This is a genomic window from Flavobacterium sp., from assembly GCF_043760115.1.
Taxonomy (GTDB): Bacteria; Bacteroidota; Bacteroidia; order Flavobacteriales; family Flavobacteriaceae; genus Flavobacterium.
In genome coordinates, this window is record NZ_JAYUPK010000089.1 from 1 (window position 1) to 19,587 (window position 19,587).

At 26.9% G+C, this 19,587-nt stretch carries 20 protein-coding genes; 13 read left to right on the forward strand and 7 right to left on the reverse strand.

What is annotated here, in order from left to right:
• From ACH2BC_RS08060 to ACH2BC_RS08105, 10 genes are all read left to right on the forward strand, one after another.
• Positions 1-895, forward strand: an 895-nt coding sequence (locus ACH2BC_RS08060) for a GNAT family N-acetyltransferase (protein WP_395053484.1), incomplete at its 5' end; no start/stop codon positions are given.
• A gap of 8 nt (positions 896-903) precedes the next feature.
• Entirely contained in the window at positions 904-1,650 is a 747-nt protein-coding gene (locus tag ACH2BC_RS08065; RefSeq protein ID WP_395053485.1) for a class I SAM-dependent methyltransferase, read from the forward strand.
• Between the two features lie 6 nt (positions 1,651-1,656).
• Positions 1,657-2,124, forward strand: coding sequence for a hypothetical protein (locus ACH2BC_RS08070; RefSeq protein ID WP_395053486.1), 468 nt, complete (start codon positions 1,657-1,659; stop codon positions 2,122-2,124).
• Entirely contained in the window at positions 2,121-3,128 is a 1,008-nt protein-coding gene (locus ACH2BC_RS08075; protein ID WP_395053487.1) for a glycosyltransferase family 2 protein, read from the forward strand. The genes ACH2BC_RS08070 and ACH2BC_RS08075 overlap by 4 nt, the downstream gene beginning before the upstream one ends.
• 1 nt (position 3,129) lies before the next feature.
• Positions 3,130-4,068 (forward strand): class I SAM-dependent methyltransferase, encoded by a 939-nt coding sequence (locus ACH2BC_RS08080; protein ID WP_395053488.1) that lies wholly within the window; start codon positions 3,130-3,132, stop codon positions 4,066-4,068.
• An 8-nt stretch (positions 4,069-4,076) separates the two neighbouring features.
• On the forward strand, positions 4,077-5,195 hold the full coding sequence (locus ACH2BC_RS08085; protein WP_395053489.1) for a glycosyltransferase: 1,119 nt from the start codon (positions 4,077-4,079) through the stop codon (positions 5,193-5,195).
• Positions 5,192-6,274 carry a glycosyltransferase gene (locus tag ACH2BC_RS08090; protein ID WP_395053490.1) on the forward strand — a complete coding sequence of 361 codons (1,083 nt, stop codon included), beginning with the start codon at positions 5,192-5,194 and terminating at the stop codon, positions 6,272-6,274. The genes ACH2BC_RS08085 and ACH2BC_RS08090 overlap by 4 nt, the downstream gene beginning before the upstream one ends.
• Positions 6,267-7,631, forward strand: a complete 1,365-nt coding sequence (locus ACH2BC_RS08095) for an O-antigen ligase family protein (protein ID WP_395053491.1) — start codon at positions 6,267-6,269, stop codon at positions 7,629-7,631. Before ACH2BC_RS08090 ends, ACH2BC_RS08095 begins: the two co-directional genes overlap by 8 nt.
• The gene (locus tag ACH2BC_RS08100) at positions 7,597-8,604 is read left to right on the forward strand and encodes a glycosyltransferase family 4 protein (RefSeq protein ID WP_395053492.1); all 1,008 of its coding nucleotides are present in this window, start codon (positions 7,597-7,599) and stop codon (positions 8,602-8,604) included. Before ACH2BC_RS08095 ends, ACH2BC_RS08100 begins: the two co-directional genes overlap by 35 nt.
• Positions 8,605-8,659: 55 nt before the next feature.
• On the forward strand, positions 8,660-10,054 hold the full coding sequence (locus tag ACH2BC_RS08105; protein WP_395053493.1) for an exopolysaccharide biosynthesis polyprenyl glycosylphosphotransferase: 1,395 nt from the start codon (positions 8,660-8,662) through the stop codon (positions 10,052-10,054).
• A gap of 2 nt (positions 10,055-10,056) precedes the next feature.
• Here ACH2BC_RS08105 and ACH2BC_RS08110 read toward each other — a convergent pair whose 3' ends face one another.
• Positions 10,057-11,160, reverse strand: coding sequence for a DUF4105 domain-containing protein (locus ACH2BC_RS08110; RefSeq protein WP_395053494.1), 1,104 nt, complete (start codon positions 11,158-11,160; stop codon positions 10,057-10,059).
• A 10-nt stretch (positions 11,161-11,170) separates the two neighbouring features.
• Positions 11,171-12,208, reverse strand: coding sequence for a PorV/PorQ family protein (locus ACH2BC_RS08115; protein ID WP_395053503.1), 1,038 nt, complete (start codon positions 12,206-12,208; stop codon positions 11,171-11,173).
• Positions 12,209-12,388: 180 nt separating this feature from the next.
• Between ACH2BC_RS08115 and ACH2BC_RS08120 the strand changes: the two genes are divergently transcribed.
• Complete coding sequence (locus ACH2BC_RS08120; RefSeq protein ID WP_395053495.1) at positions 12,389-13,120, forward strand: CDP-alcohol phosphatidyltransferase family protein; 732 nt, start codon at positions 12,389-12,391, stop codon at positions 13,118-13,120.
• A 10-nt stretch (positions 13,121-13,130) separates the two neighbouring features.
• Positions 13,131-13,973: a glycoside hydrolase family 25 protein gene (locus tag ACH2BC_RS08125; RefSeq protein ID WP_395053496.1), complete on the forward strand. Its 843-nt coding sequence runs from the start codon at positions 13,131-13,133 to the stop codon at positions 13,971-13,973.
• A 3-nt stretch (positions 13,974-13,976) separates the two neighbouring features.
• On the opposite strand, the gene ACH2BC_RS08130 is transcribed toward ACH2BC_RS08125, so the two are convergent.
• The 5 genes from ACH2BC_RS08130 to ACH2BC_RS08150 form a co-directional block, all read right to left on the reverse strand.
• Entirely contained in the window at positions 13,977-14,207 is a 231-nt protein-coding gene (locus tag ACH2BC_RS08130; protein WP_395053497.1) for a DUF5808 domain-containing protein, read from the reverse strand.
• Between the two features lie 11 nt (positions 14,208-14,218).
• Complete coding sequence (gene lptB, locus ACH2BC_RS08135) at positions 14,219-14,959, reverse strand: LPS export ABC transporter ATP-binding protein (protein WP_395053498.1); 741 nt, start codon at positions 14,957-14,959, stop codon at positions 14,219-14,221.
• Between the two features lie 211 nt (positions 14,960-15,170).
• Positions 15,171-15,521 (reverse strand): carboxymuconolactone decarboxylase family protein, encoded by a 351-nt coding sequence (locus ACH2BC_RS08140; RefSeq protein ID WP_395053499.1) that lies wholly within the window; start codon positions 15,519-15,521, stop codon positions 15,171-15,173.
• Positions 15,514-16,338, reverse strand: a complete 825-nt coding sequence (gene tatC, locus ACH2BC_RS08145; RefSeq protein ID WP_395053500.1) for a twin-arginine translocase subunit TatC — start codon at positions 16,336-16,338, stop codon at positions 15,514-15,516. Before tatC ends, ACH2BC_RS08140 begins: the two co-directional genes overlap by 8 nt.
• A complete protein-coding gene (locus ACH2BC_RS08150; RefSeq protein ID WP_395053501.1) occupies positions 16,338-17,303 on the reverse strand; it encodes an SIS domain-containing protein in 966 nt (321 codons plus the stop codon). Before ACH2BC_RS08150 ends, tatC begins: the two co-directional genes overlap by 1 nt.
• Before the next feature lie 87 nt (positions 17,304-17,390).
• On the opposite strand from ACH2BC_RS08150, the gene recQ reads away from it, so the two are divergent.
• Positions 17,391-19,586, forward strand: coding sequence for a DNA helicase RecQ (gene recQ, locus ACH2BC_RS08155; RefSeq protein WP_395053502.1), 2,196 nt, complete (start codon positions 17,391-17,393; stop codon positions 19,584-19,586).
• The last annotated feature ends 1 nt before the right edge of the window (position 19,587 follow it).

The window sequence follows — 19,587 nt, forward strand, 5'->3', positions numbered from 1 at the left end:
AGCTATTATTGCCAAAATTTTATTTTTTAAATTCTATATCGTTCCTTATGGTCCAATTGTAAAAGAAGATAACGCATCAATTTTATCTCAGTTATTAAAAGCAATTCCTTTGCGTGCAATTAAACTCAAAGCTTGCTATTGTCAGGTAAATTTTCCAACATTTAAAAAAATAGATTTAATTTCAGAATATTATAAATCAATGGATGAAATTGGATTTAAAAACGGAAATTTTTTTAAATATGTTTATTCATCAAATGGTTTAAATTGGCTCGATTTTGAAAAATACAATTCAACAGAAGACATTCTTTTAGATTTTAAATCCTCAGTACGAAGAGATATTAGAAGCGCAGAAAGAAAAAATCAAATTATAAAATTTGCCACAACAGAAAGTGACATAAAACTTGCTTATGATTTATGTTTAGAAAATGCTAAAAACAATAATTATTCTATTAGAGATTGGAGCAGTTTTAAATCAACAATAATTGATTTGATTAAAAATGATAGAGCAAAATTTATAACTTCATATAAAGATAATGATTTAAAAGGTGCCATTTTTATTGTAAATGCAGGAAATTATTATACTTATATTCTTGGCGGAACAAAAAAAGAAAAACCCGATTTGTTAACTGGTCATTTATTGCAATGGGAAGCTATAAAGTTATCATTTAATGAAAAATGTTGTGGTTATAATATTTCTCTTGGTGGTTCTACTGGTGTAAAAGAATTTAAAAGTAATTTTATAACAAAACAATATCTTAACGAAGATGCTAAATATTATGTGATTTTAAATAGTAAAATTTATAAAATATTTCTTTTCTTTGATAAAAAAATAAAGCCCCACAAAAATAATATTTCTAAAATATTAGCTGCTTTAAAAAGACCTAAAAAGACCTAAAATAGACTATGAAAATTGAGAACAAAGAATTCTGGGAACGAGAAGATATAATATATTCTCAAGACAAGACAGTTGCAGATACTTCTAATTATGAAGCCTATTTATATGAAAAAGCATCAAGTTATTTTAGTAAAAAAAATGTTAAAGTAAAAAATGCAAAGGTTTTTGGTGTAGGAACAGGAAGAGAAATTCACGGAATTTTAAAATACATTTCAATAGATAAAATTCTTGCTACTGACATTTCAGAAAATATGATTAAAAAAGGAATTGAAAATATAAAAACTTGGAAGTTAGATACTAAAGTTACTATGCAAGTTAATGATGCAACTACTTTTTCTGGCTCAAAAGAAAGTTTTGAATTAGTTACATTGATGAATTGTATGTTAACTTATGTAAAAGATAGAAAAGACAGATATAAAATTTTTAAAACATCATACGATATTCTACAGCCAGAAGGAGTTTTAATTGGAGCAGTTCATAATCAAGTTGGCACGCCTCAAAAAACAGCATTCTTTTTATTAAGAAAAATTTTAAAACCTTTTTTAAAAAATGAAGTTGGAAGTAGAGTTACTGGTTTTTATGGTTTTGAAGTAAGAGGATATTATTTTTCTGAAAAAGATTTGTATAAACATTTAAAGGATAACGGATTTAAAAATATTGAAATTAAATCCTTATCAGAATATTATAAAGAAGTTAATATTAAATACAATAGATTAAAAGGTTATAATAATTTAATATTTTTTGCAACCAAATAAATTGTAATGACAAATAAACTTAAATATTTTTATCCTAAACGTTTAAAAGAACTGGTTTATGTAATTAGAAAATCTGATTATATTCAATTAGAAGATGTAAAATATAAAGTTGTGAAATCTACAATATCTAATAAAAAAATAAAGTATGAAGTTTTTGATAAAAAAATATTGGTACATGAAAGCACAGTATATAAAAAATTGCATTTTTTAAAATTAATTAATAAAACTGGTCCTGCTATTGGAGATTGTTTTACAAATAATGAATACAGAGGTCAATCTATTTATCCTTCAATGTTGAGTTTAATTGTAAAAGAATTATTGTTTGAAAAAAATAATGAAGAAGTTTGTATAATAGTAGATCATGATAATATAGGTTCAATAAAAGGTATTGAAAAAGCTGGATTTAAACTACATTCTAAAATTGAAACTTGTAGGTTTTTATTTATTTACTACAATACAAAATTTATAAATTGATAACTCCTAAATTCAGTTTAATAATATGTACTTATATGAGAGCAAATCCTTTACTAGATTTGCTCTACTCTGTTAAAAACCAAACCTTGCATCCAGATGAAATTTTAATTATTGATGGTTCTACAAATGATGAAACAGCAGTAATAATAAAAAAAAATGCATTTAAAAATTTAAAATATTTTAAAGTTAATAATGAACAAAGAGGATTAACCAAACAACGAAATTTTGGAATAAAAGAAGTTACTAGCACTATTGATATAGTTTGTTTTCTTGATGATGACACACTATTAGAGAAAGATTATTTTTTTAATTTAATTCAAACTTATAAAATATATCCAGAAGCACTTGGAGTTGGTGGTTTTATAACAAATGAAACAGTTTGGGAAAAAGAATCTAAAACGTTAGAAAAAAAGTTAAATAAATTTTATTTTGATGGTTACTCAAGGCAAGAACCAACACGATTTAAAATTAGAAAATTGTTTAAATTAGATTCTAACGTTGCGCCTGGATTTATACCAAGTTTTTCTCATGGTAGAAGTGTAGGTTTTTTACCACCAACAGGAAAAGTGTATCCAGTACAACAATTTATGGGTGGAGTTTCCTCTTTTAAAAATAATGTTTTTAAAACCCATAAATTTTCAGAATACTTTGATGGATATGGTTTATATGAAGATGCCGATTTCACTTCAAGACTCAGTAAAATAGGAAATTTATACTTAAACACTAATGCCAAGCTTGGACATTACCATAACGATTCTGGAAGACCAAACAAATATAATTACGGTAAAATGATTGTTAGAAATGGTTGGTATGTATGGAGAGTTTATAATAAAAACCCAAAGTACCACGATAGACTTAAATGGAATATAATATCGTGGATTTTGATAACTATAAGAATAAGTAATATATTTACAACAAGTAATAAAATTGAAGCATTATCAGAATCTTTAGGAAGAGTTTCTGGAATGATTAGTTTATTGTTTTCAAGACCAAAAATAAAATAAAATGTTGCCAATTAATTTATATTCCACTTTTATTCATCCTAAAACTAAAGCAAGTTTTAAAGAAGTTATTAATGATAAAATAGTTTTTAATGATGGAAATGAATTGTCAATATACAAGAACATACCAATTTTATTAAGCAAAGATTCTATTTTTAGCAGTACTGATGTGATTGAAAATAAAGTTACAACTCAAGATAGTAACTTTAGAAACAAAAATAATTTTAAAAATTATATTCGAACTAAAATTATACCATCATTAAGCCATGATTTTAAAATAGATAAAAGATATTATAATTTAAACTTACTTTTAAAAGAAAATAGTAAAATTTTAATTCTGGGCGCTGGCGATAAAATAGATTATTATAAAAATATTTTCAATAAATCTACTGTAATTACATCAGATGTTCATACTCAGTTTGCAATAGATGTAGTACTTGATGGACATGAAATTCCTTTTAAAGATGAGGTATTCGATCTAGTATTAGCAGCACAAGTTATAGAACATACATTAAAACCATGGGTTTTTGCTAGCGAAATTTTTAGAGTTACCAAAACTAATGGTTATATTCAAATTGAAGCACCGCAAAACTATCCATATCACGGTCAACCTTATGATTTTTTTAGATTTACATTTACAGGATTAAGATCAATGTTTTCTAAATGTAAATTGTATAATGCTGTAATTACTGAAGGAAATGCATCAACAATAGCAATTACAAATGCTAATTTTATTGTAAACGCTTCTTCTAATAGATATTATAGACAAATTGCATTATTTATAACACGATTTATGTTTGGTTGGATGAAATATTTAGACAATTTAAAACTAACCCAAAGAACAGTTTCATCTCCCAAAGGTTTCGCAATGACTTTTTTAAAAGACAATAAAGAAAGGAATAGCGACGAATTATTTGAAGAATTTTATAAATTACCAAAATAATTTTATAAATGATTTTTACAATAATAACACAAGTTCCACATATTAAATTTGAAAATAATTATTTTTCATATGAACCCTATATACGTGAAATGAAAATTTGGGAAAAATACATTACTAAATTAGTTGTAATTGCGCCGTTAAGTAATGAGAAAATTCAAGCCATTCATGATAAATATAATCATTTAAATATTCAATTTATAGAATTAAAAAGCTTTAATTTTAAAACACCTTCATCTATTACAAAAGCAATTTATGCAATGTTTTATAATTTTATTAAAATAGTTTTTAATATAAATAATACAGATCATTTACATTTAAGATGCCCAGGAAATATTGGGTTAATAGGTTGTGTTGCACAAATTTTTTTTCCAAAAAAAAATAAAACTGTAAAATATGCTGGAAATTGGGTAGACAATAAAAAGCAACCATTTAGTTATAAATTTCAAAAATATATTTTAAACAATACTTTTTTTACCAAAAACTGCAAAGTTTTGGTATATGGTGAAACAAAAAAATCTTCTAAAAACATAGTGCCTTTTTTTACAGCAACTTATTTAGAATCTGATAAAATTAAATCATCACCAAGAATACTTTCTAATACTATAAAATTTATTTTTGTTGGAACATTAACATCAGGTAAAAGACCAATTTATGCAATTGAAATAGTTAAAAATCTAATAGAAAAATCGCACAATGTATCTTTACATTTTTATGGTAATGGTGTTGAAAAAGAAAATCTAGAGTTATTTTGTAAACAAAATAATTTAGAAAATTACATATTCTTTAAAGGTAACCAATCTCAAGAAATTATAAGATTAGCTTATCAGGAAAGTCATTTTTTAATTCTACCTTCTAATAGTGAAGGTTGGCCAAAAGTCGTCGCAGAAGCAATGTTTTGGAGTTGTTTACCAATTGCAACTAAAGTATCTTGCATTTCTAACATGCTAGATAATGAAACAAGAGGTGTACTTTTAAATTTAGAATTAGAAAAGGATACATCAAAAATAATTGAGTTAATTAACAATCAAGAATTGTATAACTATAAAGCTAACCTTGCCCAAATTTGGTCTAGAAAATACACTCTAGATTATTTTGAGTCAGAAATTAAACTTCTTTTAAAACAATGAAAATTATTCAAATAATAGATTCATTAGAAGCTGGTGGAGCAGAAAGAATGGCAGTAAATTATGCAAACGCTCTTTCCAATACAATTGAATTTTCTGGAATTATTGTTACAAGAAAAGAAGGAATTTTAAAATCTGAAATTAATAACAAGGTAGATTATCTATTTATAAATAAAACTAAAGCTATAGATTTTAAAGCCATATTTATCTTATCAAATTATTGCAAGAAAAATAAAATTAATATTATTCACGCTCATACAAGTTCTTTTTTTCTTGCCTGTTTAGTAAAAATAATCTATTTTAAAGTTAAAATAATCTGGCACGATCATTATGGATTAAGCGATTTTCTTGATGTTAGAAAATCTACAGTTTTAAAAATATCATCTGTATTATTTTTCGGAATAATAACAGTAAATCAAAATTTAAAAGATTGGGCATTAAAAAAATTGTCATGTAAAAATGTTATTAATTTGCCTAATTTTACTACAGTTATTGATAATGAAGAAGAAGTAACAATTTTAAAAGGATTTAATGATAAAAGAATTCTTTGTTTGGCAAATTTACGAGTTCAAAAGAATCATTCATTTTTACTTTCAATTGCTAAAAGAATAATACAAATTCATCCAGATTGGAGTTTTCATATTGTAGGTAAAGATTTTAATGACAATTATTCTAACGAAATTAAAAATAAAACCATTAAACTAAATTTGAATAAACATGTTTTTTTTTATGATTCTAAAAAAGACATTCAAAATATTATTAATCATTCAGACATTTGTGTATTAACCTCACAATCAGAAGGTTTACCAATTTCGTTATTAGAATATGGCTTATTTAAAAAACCAGTTGTGGTAACTAATGTTGGTGAAATTTCAACAATAATAGAAAATGACATAAACGGTTTTATAGTTGAAAAAGACAATGAAAATGCTTATTTTAATAGTTTAGTTATATTAATTGAAAATGAAAAAAAACGTAAGGAATTTGGAAATTTATTACATGAAAAAATAATAAATAACCATTCTGAAAATAGTATAATTGATAAATACATTCATTGGATAACAAAAAAAAATAATGCTTAATAAAGATAAAAATTATTTACTTTTAATTGTATTTCATATTCTTATTGGAATTATAATTTTTGGATTTCAAGGATTTGCAAAAGTTTATTCTGCATTAATTCTTTTTGGAGGTTTATATTTTGTTATAAAAACTAGAAATAAAAATAATGAAGCTTTACTTGCCGCTGCATATATTGTTGGTAGTGAAGTTTTTTTAAGAATGACAAATGGAAATCCAAATCATGAGTTTTCCAAATATGGAGTAATATTATTTTTATCTTTAGGAATGTTATATAGCGGATTTTCTAAAAATGCTGTGCCATATTGGATATTTTTAATATTGTTAATTCCAGGAATTGTTATTGGAACTCAAACTTTAAATTTAACAACTGTAGATATTAGAAAAACAATTTCGTTTAATATATCTGGTTCAATATGTTTGGGTTTTGCATCATTATATTGTTATAATAGAAAAATAACCTATAAAGAAGTTAACAACTTACTTTTAGTAATGGGTTTGCCAATAGTATCTTGTACTATGTATTTAATTTTATTTACACCAGATTTAAAAGAAATTCTAGTAAGTACAGGTTCAAATGCAGAAACTTCTGGAGGTTTTGGTCCAAATCAAGTAGCAACAGCGTTGGGTTTAGGAATGTTTATTTTTTTTTCAAGAATTATTTTAGCTTCTACAACTAAATTGCAATTTATAATAAATTTAATTATAGTGTTAAACATCACTTTTAGAGGTTTAGTTACATTTTCTAGAGGCGGAATGATAACTGGATTTATTATGATTTTGATTTTAATCTTTTTTTCTTATAAAAATTCTAAATATAATGGTAAAGTAAAATTAAATTATTTATTAGTATTTATAGGGATAACGATGTCGTCTATTTGGGTGTATACAGAATCTCAAACAGGAGGATTAATAGGTAAAAGATATGCCAATGAAGATGCTTTGGGTAGAGAGAAAGCTACTCAATTTACTGGAAGAGAAGAAATTGCAAGTAGTGAAATAGATATTTTTTTAGAAAACCCTTTTTTTGGTATAGGAGTTGCAAAAGGAACAGAATATAGATTAGAACAGACTGGCCAAGTAACCGCTTCTCATAACGAAATAACCAGATTGTTGGCAGAGCATGGAGCTATTGGAATTTTAATTTTATTAATATTGTTTACTACTCCAATATTTTTATATTTAGATAATAAGCAAAATATTTTTATGTATTGTTTTTTATTTTTTTGGTTACTTACAATAAACCATGCTGCAATGAGAACAGCCGCACCATCATTTGTATATGCATTATCATTACTAAAAGTTAGATTTAATAAAGACGAAAATGAAATTATTGTACATAGGGAACAAATTATCTAAACATGGTAATTCTAATACCATAATAGAATCATTAGGTTACTTATTGGAAACAGAAAGATATCAAATAATTTATTCATCTACCAAGAAAAATCAAATTTTGAGATTGCTTGATATGATTACTGCTACATTTTTATCATTTAGAAAAGTTAAATATGTTCTAATTGATACTTACAGCACTTCTGGATTTTATTATGCATTAGTAATTAGTCAATTGTGTAGAATATTAAATTTAAAATATATTCCAATTTTGCATGGTGGAAAATTACCAAATAGAATAGAAAAAAGTAAATTTTTATCAGATTTAATTTTTAAAAATTCATTTATAAATTGTGCTCCTTCCAATTACCTAATGCAATCATTTGATAAAAATGGTTATAGTAATCTAGTTTACATTCCCAACACAATAGAAATCAATAATTATAATTTTTTAGAAAGAAAAAATCTAGAACCTAAATTGTTATGGGTTAGGTCTTTTTCAGAAATTTATAATCCTAAAATGGCTATTGATGTTATAGCTAATTTAAAAAAAGACTTTCCTAATGCGCAACTTGCAATGGTTGGACCAGATAAAGAAAATATTTTAGAAATTTGTAAAAAATATGCCAAGAGCTTAAATGTAAATGTTGAATTTTTAGGAAAATTATCCAAAGAAGATTGGGTATCATTGTCTAAGGAGTATTCCATTTTTATAAATACAACTCATTTTGACAATACTCCAGTTAGTGTAATTGAAGCAATGGCATTAGGATTACCTGTAGTTTCTACAAATGTTGGCGGAATTCCATATTTATTAAACGATACTTTTGATGCACTTTTAGTAAATGATAACGATACAAATGCTATGGTTTCTGCTATAAAAAAATTAATTTTAAATCCAGAATTTGCATCTTCAATTACTACAAATGCTCGAAAAAAAGTAGAAGCTTTTGATTGGGAAACTGTTAAATTAAAATGGAGTGAAATTTTAAAATAGTAGTTGCTATTTCTATAATTTTATTAACTTGCATAAAAATATTTAGAATTTACCTATGAATAGTAGTAAAAAAATGCATTTCGAAATCTCAGAACGAAAAGTCCTGCTAAAGATTTTTGATGTAATTTGGGTTTTATTTATTTTATATAGTGTAAGTGCAATTTTTGAATTTAATTACTTTACTTTTTCTGCATCTAACTATTATTGGACATTATTATTAGCCATTTACATCAATATATTTGGTTCTGTTTTTGAAATGTATAATCTTCAAGTTGCAAGTAATCAGTTTCAAATTATTAGAAGTATTATTTTAACTACTTGTACAGTTGTTTTAGTTTACCTTTTAACTCCAATTTACACTCCAGAATTACCAAATAATAGATTACAAATATTATATTTTTTTATTGCAATTATCTTATCATTATTGAGTTGGCGAATTTTTTATGTAAAATTTTTAGCTTCTCATAGGTTCGTAAAAAATGCAATCATTGTATGCGATAAAGAACAACTTCAAGAATTGGTAAATGGTATTGAAAAAGTTGATCCACATTATAAATTTATAGGTTTCGTAAATTCTGATGGCGATGATAGTTTTAAAATTACTATTAAAAATATCAAAAACATTAAAAAAGAAGATTTAGAAAAATATGTACGAAACAATTCGGTTTCTGAAATTGTAATTGCATCCCAAAAAACTGAAGGAATAACAGTAAGTTTATACAATCAATTAATACATTTACTAGAAAACGGATTTATAATTAGAGAATATACTCAAGTTTACGAAGCCATAACTCAACGAATTCCTGTGCAATATGTTTCAAGAGATTTTTACAGATATTTCCCATTTAGTAGAAGTAATCAAAATCATTTATACCTTTTAGTAACAAGAATTATCGAAATAATTTTTTCAATAATAGGTTTAAGTTTTGGAGTATTGCTTTTTCCAATAATTCTAATTGGAAATACATTAGCCAATAGAGGTTCACTTTTTTACACTCAAGAACGTGTAGGAAAAAATGGCGAAGTTTTTGAAATTTACAAATACCGAACTATGGTAAAAAATGCCGAAAAAAATGGTGCAGTTTTTTCAACTTCTGGCGATACTAGAATTACTCCTTTTGGTAAATTTATGCGTAAAACAAGAATGGATGAATTTCCTCAGTTTATAAATATTTTAAAAGGCGATATGGCAATTATTGGACCAAGACCTGAACGTCCAATTTTTGTAAACGAAATAGCATCAGTTATGCCTTTTTATGAAACAAGACACGTTGTAAAACCTGGATTAACTGGTTGGGCACAAGTAAATTATTCCTATGGCGATTCTGTAGAAGATAGTTTGGTAAAGTTGCAATATGATTTATATTATATCAAACACAGAAGTATTTTTCTTGATATTAATATCTTTATAAAAACGTTTAGTACAGTACTATTTTATAGAGGTCAATAATTTTAAATTGCTTTTTTACCTCGATACAGTTTCCATAAAATATAAAAATTGGCAAGTATAAAAGGAATTACTAAAATTAAATGCGGTTTGTTTATCATGATTATTATATAAACAATCAAACATAAAACAACTGTTATTAAACAATTTTTAAACCATTTTAAACTCTTAATAAATGGTAAAAATAAATACAATGGATTAAATAATAAAGCATTATAATTCCATAAAAGTTCTTTGTGAAACGAATAAAATCCTACCAAACAAAAGAACAATCCAAATAATCCAAGTATAAATAAATAAGTTAAGTTCAGTGTTTTATTGTTTAATAAAACCAAAATCAATACTAGTAAACTAACAAAATAAATACTATTAAAGAATGAAAATTTTGGATCTTCGGTAGAACCTTTAATTAAAATTTCTATTTTATTAACAATTGGTTTTCCATTAATTTTAGTTCTATCTAAACTATAAAGCAAATGATTAGGTAAAAATAATTGTAAAGCATCATTATCTGTTTTATATCCAAAAATGATATTTATTCCCAATTTGTACCAAAAATGATTTTCAAAATAAGGATATAAAACTGTTCTATATGAAATTGTAGTATCATCAACTTTTGCAATTAGTTTCTCTCCAATTGTTTCATTAATTTTATCTACAACCATTGTTGTACAATTTCTATCAATAAATTTATAGGTATAATTGCGTTCTTCACTAAACAAAGAAGCATTTAATTTATCAAATAATTCTTGTTTTTTAGCTGTTGAAAAATCTAAATATTGTTCTACAACTTCTCTATTTTCTTGCTGGTATTCATAAAGAAATTCTTCGTAAGAACTTGCTCCAATAAAGTATTGCAAATCTCCTTTTACAAATTTTAAATAAAAATTTTCTACTCTAAAATCAAACGCGCCATAATTGTAAACAGCATCAACATTGTTTATAGAATCTTTTATTCTAATGGCTGTATGACCAAAAACGGTGTATAATTCGTTGCCTTTTCCACAAGTTAAAACACTAACTGTAGCGTTGTTAGAAAGAATTGGATTTTGAGAAAATGAATTGAAAAATATAAATAGTATAAAAAGGAAGTGTAGTTTTTTTATCATTTTACAACTATTATCTAAAAATACTTAAATCAACTTTTACCGAAAAAACATTAGAATATAAAGCGGCACTTTGATCACCCAAATCGGTTAAAGCATAATCTACTTGAATTCCTTTATACTTAAATCCAAGTCCAATGTTAGGTTGAAAACCAATTTTTTTGCTACCATCAAGTTGGGTTAAATTTTGAAAATTTCCAATTCCTGCTCTCAGAAAAACCAAATCAGTATAACCATATTCAAATCCTAAAGCTGGATCAATACTAACAAAATCTGTAGCAAGAATATCATTGGTTTTTGTAAACTGCATATTTAAATTTCCTGATGCTAACAAACTTGTTTCATTATGAAATTCAAATTTTTTAGACATTCCAAGTTGTGCTTTTGGTAAAGTAATCTCTGTACTTTCTGGTAATTCTTGATTTTGACCTACAACTGCATTTTTAATTTTATTGTATTCGTCTTCGTTTATACTCCACACATTGTATGTTGTTGTAATATCGCGAAGCATTAATCCAAATTTCCAATCGTTTCTTTCAAATTGTAAACCAAAATCAAATCCAAAACCCCAAGAATTAGCAAAATCTCCAATAACTCGTCTAATAATTTTAGCATTTACACCATATTGAAAACCTGGAACTTGCAATTTTCTTGCATAAGAAAAAGTTAAACCATAATCGGCAGTAGAAAATAAACTTACTCTATTGTAATCTATATTTCCTTCGCTATCAATAAGTTGTGTTGTATTTAAAATATCATCTACTCCAAATCTAATTAAAGAAAAACCCCAAGCACTTCGATCGTCAATAGGTTTTGCGTAAGCTGCATAATCGTATTGTGCAATATTGGCAAAATAACTTGCATGCATAAGTGAAGCTTGACTGTCTTCTAGATTTATTAATCCTGCAGGATTCCAGTATCCAGAATTTACATCGCCAGTATTAGCCACAACAGCATTAGACTTTCCTAACGAAGCAGCATCTACACCAATGTTTAAAAACTCATTAGAATATTTTCTAATTGCCTGACTGTAAGCTAAATTAGAGAACACAATAAGAATTAAATATAGAATTCTTTTCAAAGCAAATATTTTTTCAAAAATAGAAATTTTTATTTAAGATTATCACTAACCAATTCATAATTAATTGCTAATAAAAATCTCTAAGTAAAACGTACTTCTCTTAAAGTTATTGTATTAAATTTGCTTTCTAAAATAAATAGTAAAAATCTAATGAACATAAAAACACACATTCCCAATTTAATTACACTTTTAAATTTATTTTGTGGTTGTATTGCAGTAGTTTTTGCCTTTCAAGAAAACTTTTTAATGGCTTTTGTTTTTGTATGTTTAGGAATATTTTTAGACTTTTTTGATGGTTTTTTTGCACGATTATTTAACGTTTCTTCTCCACTTGGGTTGCAACTAGATTCTCTTGCAGATATGGTTACAAGTGGTGTTGCACCTGGAACAATAATGTTTTTTATGTTATGCAACGCTTTAAATGTTTCTAACGAAAATTTTGATATTTCTAATGGGAATTTTTGGATTGCATTACTCGGATTTATAATAACATTAGGTTCGTGTTACCGATTGGCAAATTTTAATATTGATACGCGCCAAACCGAATCGTTTATTGGTTTACCAACACCAGCAAATGCACTTTTTATTTTGAGTTTGCCTTTAATTTTAAACCAAACAGATTCACTATTAGTATTAGGATTTCTTACCAATCCTATCTGTTTATTGGTAATTACAGTATTTAGTGCTTATATTTTAAATGCCGAAATTCCGTTATTTGCTTTAAAAATTAAAGAATTTAGTTTTAAAAAATATGCTTTGCAAATTGGATTTTTGCTTTTCTGTGTACTTATAATTGTGTTGCTTCAAGTAACTGCAATTCCTTTAATAATTGTTAGTTATGTTTTATTATCTGTTGTAAATAATAAATTTCTAAAAAAGTAGTTTAGTATAAATGGCAAAAACTACAACTCGAAAACCACCAATTAGAAAGAAAACAAGTAAAAAAACTAACTCTTTTTTCTCTGCTAAATTTTTTATAATTAGCATTTCATTTTTGCTTATTGTTACTGCCGTTTTTCATTATAGAAATGCCATTTTATATTATTTTAGTTTCAAATCTGACAAAATTTATAAAGAAGATAAAATGGCGCAAGCCAGAATTTTTCAGGTTTTAAAGAATCATCAAGATAAGGTTGTTGGATTTGATGTTTCGCAATTTCAGGGTAATATTAATTGGAAAGAAATAGATTCTGTAGAGCATTTGGTTCCTTTACAATTTGTATTTATAAGAGCAACCGCAGGAAATGACAAGGTGGATTCTAAATTTAAAGAAAATTGGAAAAATGCTAAAGAGCACAATTTTATTCGTGGTGCTTATCATTATTATCGTCCCAATGAAAACTCTCTTGAGCAAGCTAATAATTTTATTAAAACTGTAAAATTACAAAAAGGCGATTTTCCTCCAGTTTTAGATATTGAACAATTACCTAAAAATCAATCTATTGATAGTTTAAAAGTAGGATTAAAACGGTTTTTAAAGAAAATAGACGAACATTATAAAGTAAAACCAATTATTTATAGTGGTGAAAAATATTATACTAGTTTTTTAAAAGAAGAATTTTCAGAATATACTTTTTGGGTTGCCAATTACAATTTTTGGGTAGAAGATATTAAAGATGATTGGTTGTTTTGGCAATTTTCTGAAAAAGCTTCCATTGAAGGAATTACCGAAAAAGTTGATTTGAATATTTATAATGGAACGCCAAAGATGTTGCTGTATTTGACTGTTGAGTAGTATTTAATTTCCATTCCTATCAACCATAAAAACAATAAATCCAAAAAAGCAAACCATAAAAACCAATGCTAAATACGTTTTTGGATTAGCAAAATTTAAAGTAATTCCCATCCATTGTATTTTCTTTGGAACAAAAATTCTTTCATCATCTTTGTTGAAATAAAATAATCCTAGCTTCCAATTTTTAGAATCATTTTGCCATTTTTCAAATTGTTCTTTACTTGGATTTTGCATTTTAAGCTATTTTAAAACTCTAATTTTTTCTTTCTAAGTTCAAAATTCTGTCCAAGATAAACACGTCTAACCATTTCATCTTCAACTAATTCTTCTGGAATTCCTGCTTTTAAAATTCCACCTTCAAACATTAAATAGGTTTTATCTGTAATAGCTAAGGTTTCTTGTACATTGTGGTCTGTAATAAGAATTCCAATGTTTTTATTTTTTAATTGCGCTACAATTCGCTGAATATCTTCAACCGCAACTGGATCAACTCCAGCAAATGGTTCATCTAATAATATAAACTTTGGATCGGTTGCCAAACATCTAGCAATTTCTGTTCTACGTCGTTCGCCACCAGAAAGTAAATCGCCACGATTGGTTCTAATATGTTCTAGTCCAAACTCTGCAATAAGACTTTCCATTTTTGCAATTTGCTCATCTTTAGTATGTTTGGTAAGTTGCAACACACTTAAAATATTATCTTCAATACTTAGTTTTCTAAAAACAGAAGCTTCTTGAGCCAAATATCCAATGCCGTTTTGTGCACGTTTGTACATCGGAAATTCTGTAATATTCATATCGTCTAGATAAATATTTCCAGAATTTGGTTTAACCAAACCTACAATCATATAAAAAGAAGTCGTTTTTCCGGCACCATTTGGGCCAAGTAAACCAACAATTTCTCCTTGATTTACTTCTACCGAAATGCCTTTTACAACACTTCTTCCTTTGTATGTTTTTACTAAATTCTCGGCTCTTAATTTCATTTATGCTTAATTTATTTATGCTGAATTTAGTTCAGCATCTTATTGAATTTATTGATGCTGAATTTATTTCAGCATCTTATTGAATTTAATTCAGCATCTCAACTCAATTTTTCAACTATTTTCTACAAATAAACAAAAACCATTTATTTGATAGTATGATTTAACTTCAATTTTAGATAATTATTAAATTTTACTGAACACTGAACACTGATTACTGATTACTTTCTTCAAGTGCTTCCCAAAACTCATAAGCTCTTCGCAAATGTGGTACAACAATTGTTCCGCCAACAAGCGTTGCAATTCCCATTGCTTCCATCATTTCTTCTTTGGTAACTCCTTCTTTATAAGATGTTTCTAAATGATATTTTACACAGTCATCACATCGTAAAACTGTAGAAGCTACTAATCCTAAAAGTTCTTTAGTTTTTACATCAAGCGCACCTTCTGCGTAAGCATTGGTATCAAGATTGAAAATTCTTTTTACAATTTTGTTGTTATCTGCCAACAATTTTTCGTTCATTTTAGAACGATATTCATTAAATTCTTCTACTATTTTAGACATTTTCGTTTTCTTTTAATTGTTTTTTTACTACGTATGCAGATATAAAAATACTTATTTCATAAATCAATAACATTGGAATTGATACAATTATTTGACTTACAACATCTGGTGGAGTTACAATTGCCGCAACTATTAATATAACAACAATACCATATTTTCTATATTTTCTTAAAAGTTGTGCTGTTACTAATCCCAGTTTAGAAAGGAAAAAAATAACTATTGGCAATTCAAAAAATAATCCGCAGGCAATTACAGAAGTTTTAATTAAACTAATATAAGAATCTACGTTAAATTCATTTTTCACAACATCACTTACAGTAAATGTGGCAAAGAAATTAACCGACATTGGCACAATTATAAAATAGCCAAATAATACACCAAGGAAAAATAATATAGAGGAAATAAAAATAAAAAATTTGGCATTTTTACGTTCTTTTTCATATAATGCTGGAGTAATAAAATTCCATAATAAATACAAAATATAAGGAAAAGTTAAAATAAATCCAGCGGTTATACAAGTCCAAATTAACATGGTAACTTGTCCTTCCATATTGGTGTTTTGAATTTTAAAATCCATTTCTGTAACACAAATACTGTCGGCAAATCCTAACCAATGAGATAAATCACAAAAAAATGTATAGGTAATAAAATCGGCTTTTGTTGGTCCAAAAATTATTTGATCAAAAATAAAATCACTTACAAAAAACACTAAACTTGCGGCAACTAGCATTCCAATTGTTGCTTTAACAAGTAACCATCTTAATTCTTCAAGATGATCCATAAATGACATTTCTGCTTTAACAACTTTTTTAGCCATTATACAATTCCTTCCTTTAATATATCGTGCAAATGTAAAATTCCTTTATAATCACCATTATCAATAACAGCGAGTTGTGTAATAGAAAAATCTTCAAGAATATTTAAAGCATCACTAACTAAATCGGTAGATTTTATAGATTTTGCATTTACAGTCATAATATCTTTAGCGGTCAAGCCAGATATTGTTTCGGTTTTATTTAGCATTCTTCTAATGTCACCATCAGTAATAATTCCGATAACTTTTTCATTTTCAATTACCGCAGTTACACCAAGTCTTTTTTCAGATATTTCTACAATAACATTTTTTATACTAGAATCTGGATTAACCATTGGTTTGTGAGTTGCATCAAGCATATCGCCAACGCGCAATAACAATTTTTTTCCTAATGCGCCACCAGGATGATATTTTGCAAAATCTTGACTTGTAAAATTTCGCATTTCCATTAGGCAAACTGCAATGGCATCGCCAATAACCAATTGTGCTGTTGTGCTATTAGTTGGTGCTAAATTATTTGGACAAGATTCAGATTCTACATACGTATTTAAAGTAAAATCGGCTTCTTTTCCTAAAAAAGAAGTTACATTTCCGGTAATTGCTATTAGTTTATTTCCAAATTGTTTTAAAAGCGGAACTAAAACTTTAATTTCTGGACTATTACCACTTTTAGAAATACAAATTACTGCATCATTGGGTTGAACCATGCCCAAATCGCCATGAATTGCTTCAGAAGCGTGAAGAAATAGTGATGGAGTTCCAGTAGAATTTAAAGTTGCTACAATTTTTTGAGCAATAATTGCACTTTTTCCTATGCCAGTAACAACCAATCTTCCTTTGCAATTATAAATTGTATTTACAGCTTCAACAAAGCTAATGTCAATAAAATCAGTAAGTTTTGCAATAGATTGACTTTGAGAAAGCAACGTTTTTTTAGCAGAAGCAATTATATTTTTGTTTGTTATCAAAATAGAATTAATATAAAATTTGTTTTTATAAAAGAAAGTTATATCTTTATATTGTGCAAATTTATGTAAAAATACCTTTAACTAATAATGAATTCAAACGAAATTGACATCCACAAAGAATTAAAAAAATATTTTGGCTTTAACCAATTTAAAGGATTACAAGAACAAGTAATTAAAAGTTTACTTGCTAAAAATAATACTTTCGTAATTATGCCAACTGGTGGTGGAAAATCATTGTGTTATCAATTGCCAGCTTTAATGTTAAACGGAACTGCAATTGTGGTTTCGCCATTAATTGCCTTGATGAAAAATCAAGTTGATGCCATTAGAAGTTTATCATCAGAAGTTGGAATTGCACACGTTTTAAATTCGTCATTAACCAAAACTGAAATTGCTCAAGTTAAAAAAGATATTACTTCTGGAATTACTAAACTGTTATATGTTGCGCCAGAATCTTTAACCAAAGAAGAATATGTTGAATTTCTTCAAAATGTTCCAATATCATTTGTAGCTATTGATGAAGCACATTGTATTTCAGAATGGGGTCACGATTTTAGACCAGAATATAGAAATTTAAAAAATATTATAAAACTTATTGGCGATGTTCCTGTTATTGGTTTAACTGCAACTGCAACACCAAAAGTACAAGAAGATATCTTGAAAAATCTAGATATGAGTGATGCAACAACTTTTAAAGCATCGTTTAACAGACCCAATTTATATTACGAAATACGTACAAAAACTAAAAATATTGAATCGGATATTATTAGATTTATAAAACAACACAAAGGAAAATCGGGTATTATTTATTGCTTAAGTCGTAAAAAAGTTGAAGCAATTGCCGAGGTTTTACAAGTAAACGGAATTTCTGCTGTACCATATCACGCAGGTTTGGATGCTAAAACTAGAGCTAAACATCAAGATATGTTTCTTATGGAAGATGTAGATGTTGTTGTGGCAACTATTGCATTTGGAATGGGAATTGACAAACCAGATGTTCGTTTTGTAATTCATCACGATATTCCAAAATCGTTAGAAAGTTATTATCAAGAAACTGGTCGTGGCGGAAGAGATGGTGGCGAAGGTCATTGTCTAGCTTATTATTCCTATAAAGATGTAGAAAAACTTGAAAAATTTATGTCTGGTAAACCAGTTGCAGAGCAAGAAATTGGTTTTGCATTACTGCAAGAAGTAGTTGCTTATGCTGAAACTTCAATATCTAGGCGTAAATTTTTATTGCATTATTTTGGTGAAGAATTTGATGGTGAAAATGGCGATGGCGCAGATATGGATGATAATGTTAGAAATCCTAAAACCAAAGTTGAAGCTCAAGTTCAAGTTAAATTATTACTAGAAGTTGTTCGTGATACTAAACATTTATATAAATCTAAAGAAATTGTTTACACACTTATTGGTCGTGTAAATGCAATGATAAAAGCACATAGAACAGATTCTCAATCGTTTTTTGGAAAAGGTGCTAAATTTGAAGAACGTTATTGGATGGCATTAATTCGACAAGTTTTGGTTGATGGATATTTAAATAAAGATATTGAAACGTACGGAATTTTAAAAATATCAGAAAAAGGATTAGAATTTATAAACAATCCAAAATCTTTTATGATGTCTGAAGATCACGAATATAACGAAATTGAAGATGAAGCAATAGTTACTGCTGCAAAATCTACAGGAACTGCAGACGAAGCATTGATGAGTATGTTACGTGATTTACGTAAAAAAGTGGCTAAGAAATTAGGTCTTCCTCCATTTGTTGTTTTTCAAGATCCATCACTAGAAGATATGGCTTTAAAATATCCTATAACACTTGATGAACTTGGTAATGTTCATGGAGTTGGCGAAGGAAAAGCCAAAAAATATGGTAAAGAATTTATAGAATTAATAAACCGTTATGTTGAAGAAAATGACATAACTCGTCCAGATGATTTGGTTGTAAAATCTACTGGAGCAAATTCTGCCAATAAATTATATATTATTCAGAATATTGACAGAAAACTTTCTTTAACAGATATTGCTTCTGGAAAAGGTTTAAAAATGGATGATTTGATTAAAGAAATGGAGCAAATTGTTTATTCTGGAACCAAATTAAACATAAAATATTGGGTTGACGAAATGCTTGATGACGATCAACAAGAAGAAATTCAAGATTACTTTATGGATTCTGAAACTGATAATATAGAAAAAGCATTAAAAGAATTTGATGGCGATTACGATTTAGACGAACTCAGATTAATGCGAATTAAATTTATTAGTGAAGTTGCGAATTAAT

Bases quoted from the DNA above. Each gene is read 5' to 3' on its own strand.
- tatC (WP_395053500.1), bottom strand. From the start codon at position 16,338: ATGGCTAAAAAAGTTGTTAAAGCAGAAATGTCATTTATGGATCATCTT.
- ACH2BC_RS08080 (WP_395053488.1), top strand. From the start codon at position 3,130: ATGTTGCCAATTAATTTATATTCCACTTTTATTCATCCTAAAACTAAA.
- ACH2BC_RS08095 (WP_395053491.1), top strand. From the start codon at position 6,267: ATGCTTAATAAAGATAAAAATTATTTACTTTTAATTGTATTTCATATT.
- lptB (WP_395053498.1), bottom strand. From the start codon at position 14,959: ATGAAATTAAGAGCCGAGAATTTAGTAAAAACATACAAAGGAAGAAGT.
- ACH2BC_RS08120 (WP_395053495.1), top strand. From the start codon at position 12,389: ATGAACATAAAAACACACATTCCCAATTTAATTACACTTTTAAATTTA.
- ACH2BC_RS08070 (WP_395053486.1), top strand. From the start codon at position 1,657: ATGACAAATAAACTTAAATATTTTTATCCTAAACGTTTAAAAGAACTG.
- ACH2BC_RS08110 (WP_395053494.1), bottom strand. From the start codon at position 11,160: ATGATAAAAAAACTACACTTCCTTTTTATACTATTTATATTTTTCAAT.
- ACH2BC_RS08130 (WP_395053497.1), bottom strand. From the start codon at position 14,207: ATGCAAAATCCAAGTAAAGAACAATTTGAAAAATGGCAAAATGATTCT.
- ACH2BC_RS08090 (WP_395053490.1), top strand. From the start codon at position 5,192: ATGAAAATTATTCAAATAATAGATTCATTAGAAGCTGGTGGAGCAGAA.
- ACH2BC_RS08100 (WP_395053492.1), top strand. From the start codon at position 7,597: ATGAAATTATTGTACATAGGGAACAAATTATCTAAACATGGTAATTCT.
- ACH2BC_RS08065 (WP_395053485.1), top strand. From the start codon at position 904: ATGAAAATTGAGAACAAAGAATTCTGGGAACGAGAAGATATAATATAT.
- recQ (WP_395053502.1), top strand. From the start codon at position 17,391: ATGAATTCAAACGAAATTGACATCCACAAAGAATTAAAAAAATATTTT.
- ACH2BC_RS08085 (WP_395053489.1), top strand. From the start codon at position 4,077: ATGATTTTTACAATAATAACACAAGTTCCACATATTAAATTTGAAAAT.
- ACH2BC_RS08140 (WP_395053499.1), bottom strand. From the start codon at position 15,521: ATGTCTAAAATAGTAGAAGAATTTAATGAATATCGTTCTAAAATGAAC.
- ACH2BC_RS08125 (WP_395053496.1), top strand. From the start codon at position 13,131: ATGGCAAAAACTACAACTCGAAAACCACCAATTAGAAAGAAAACAAGT.
- ACH2BC_RS08105 (WP_395053493.1), top strand. From the start codon at position 8,660: ATGAATAGTAGTAAAAAAATGCATTTCGAAATCTCAGAACGAAAAGTC.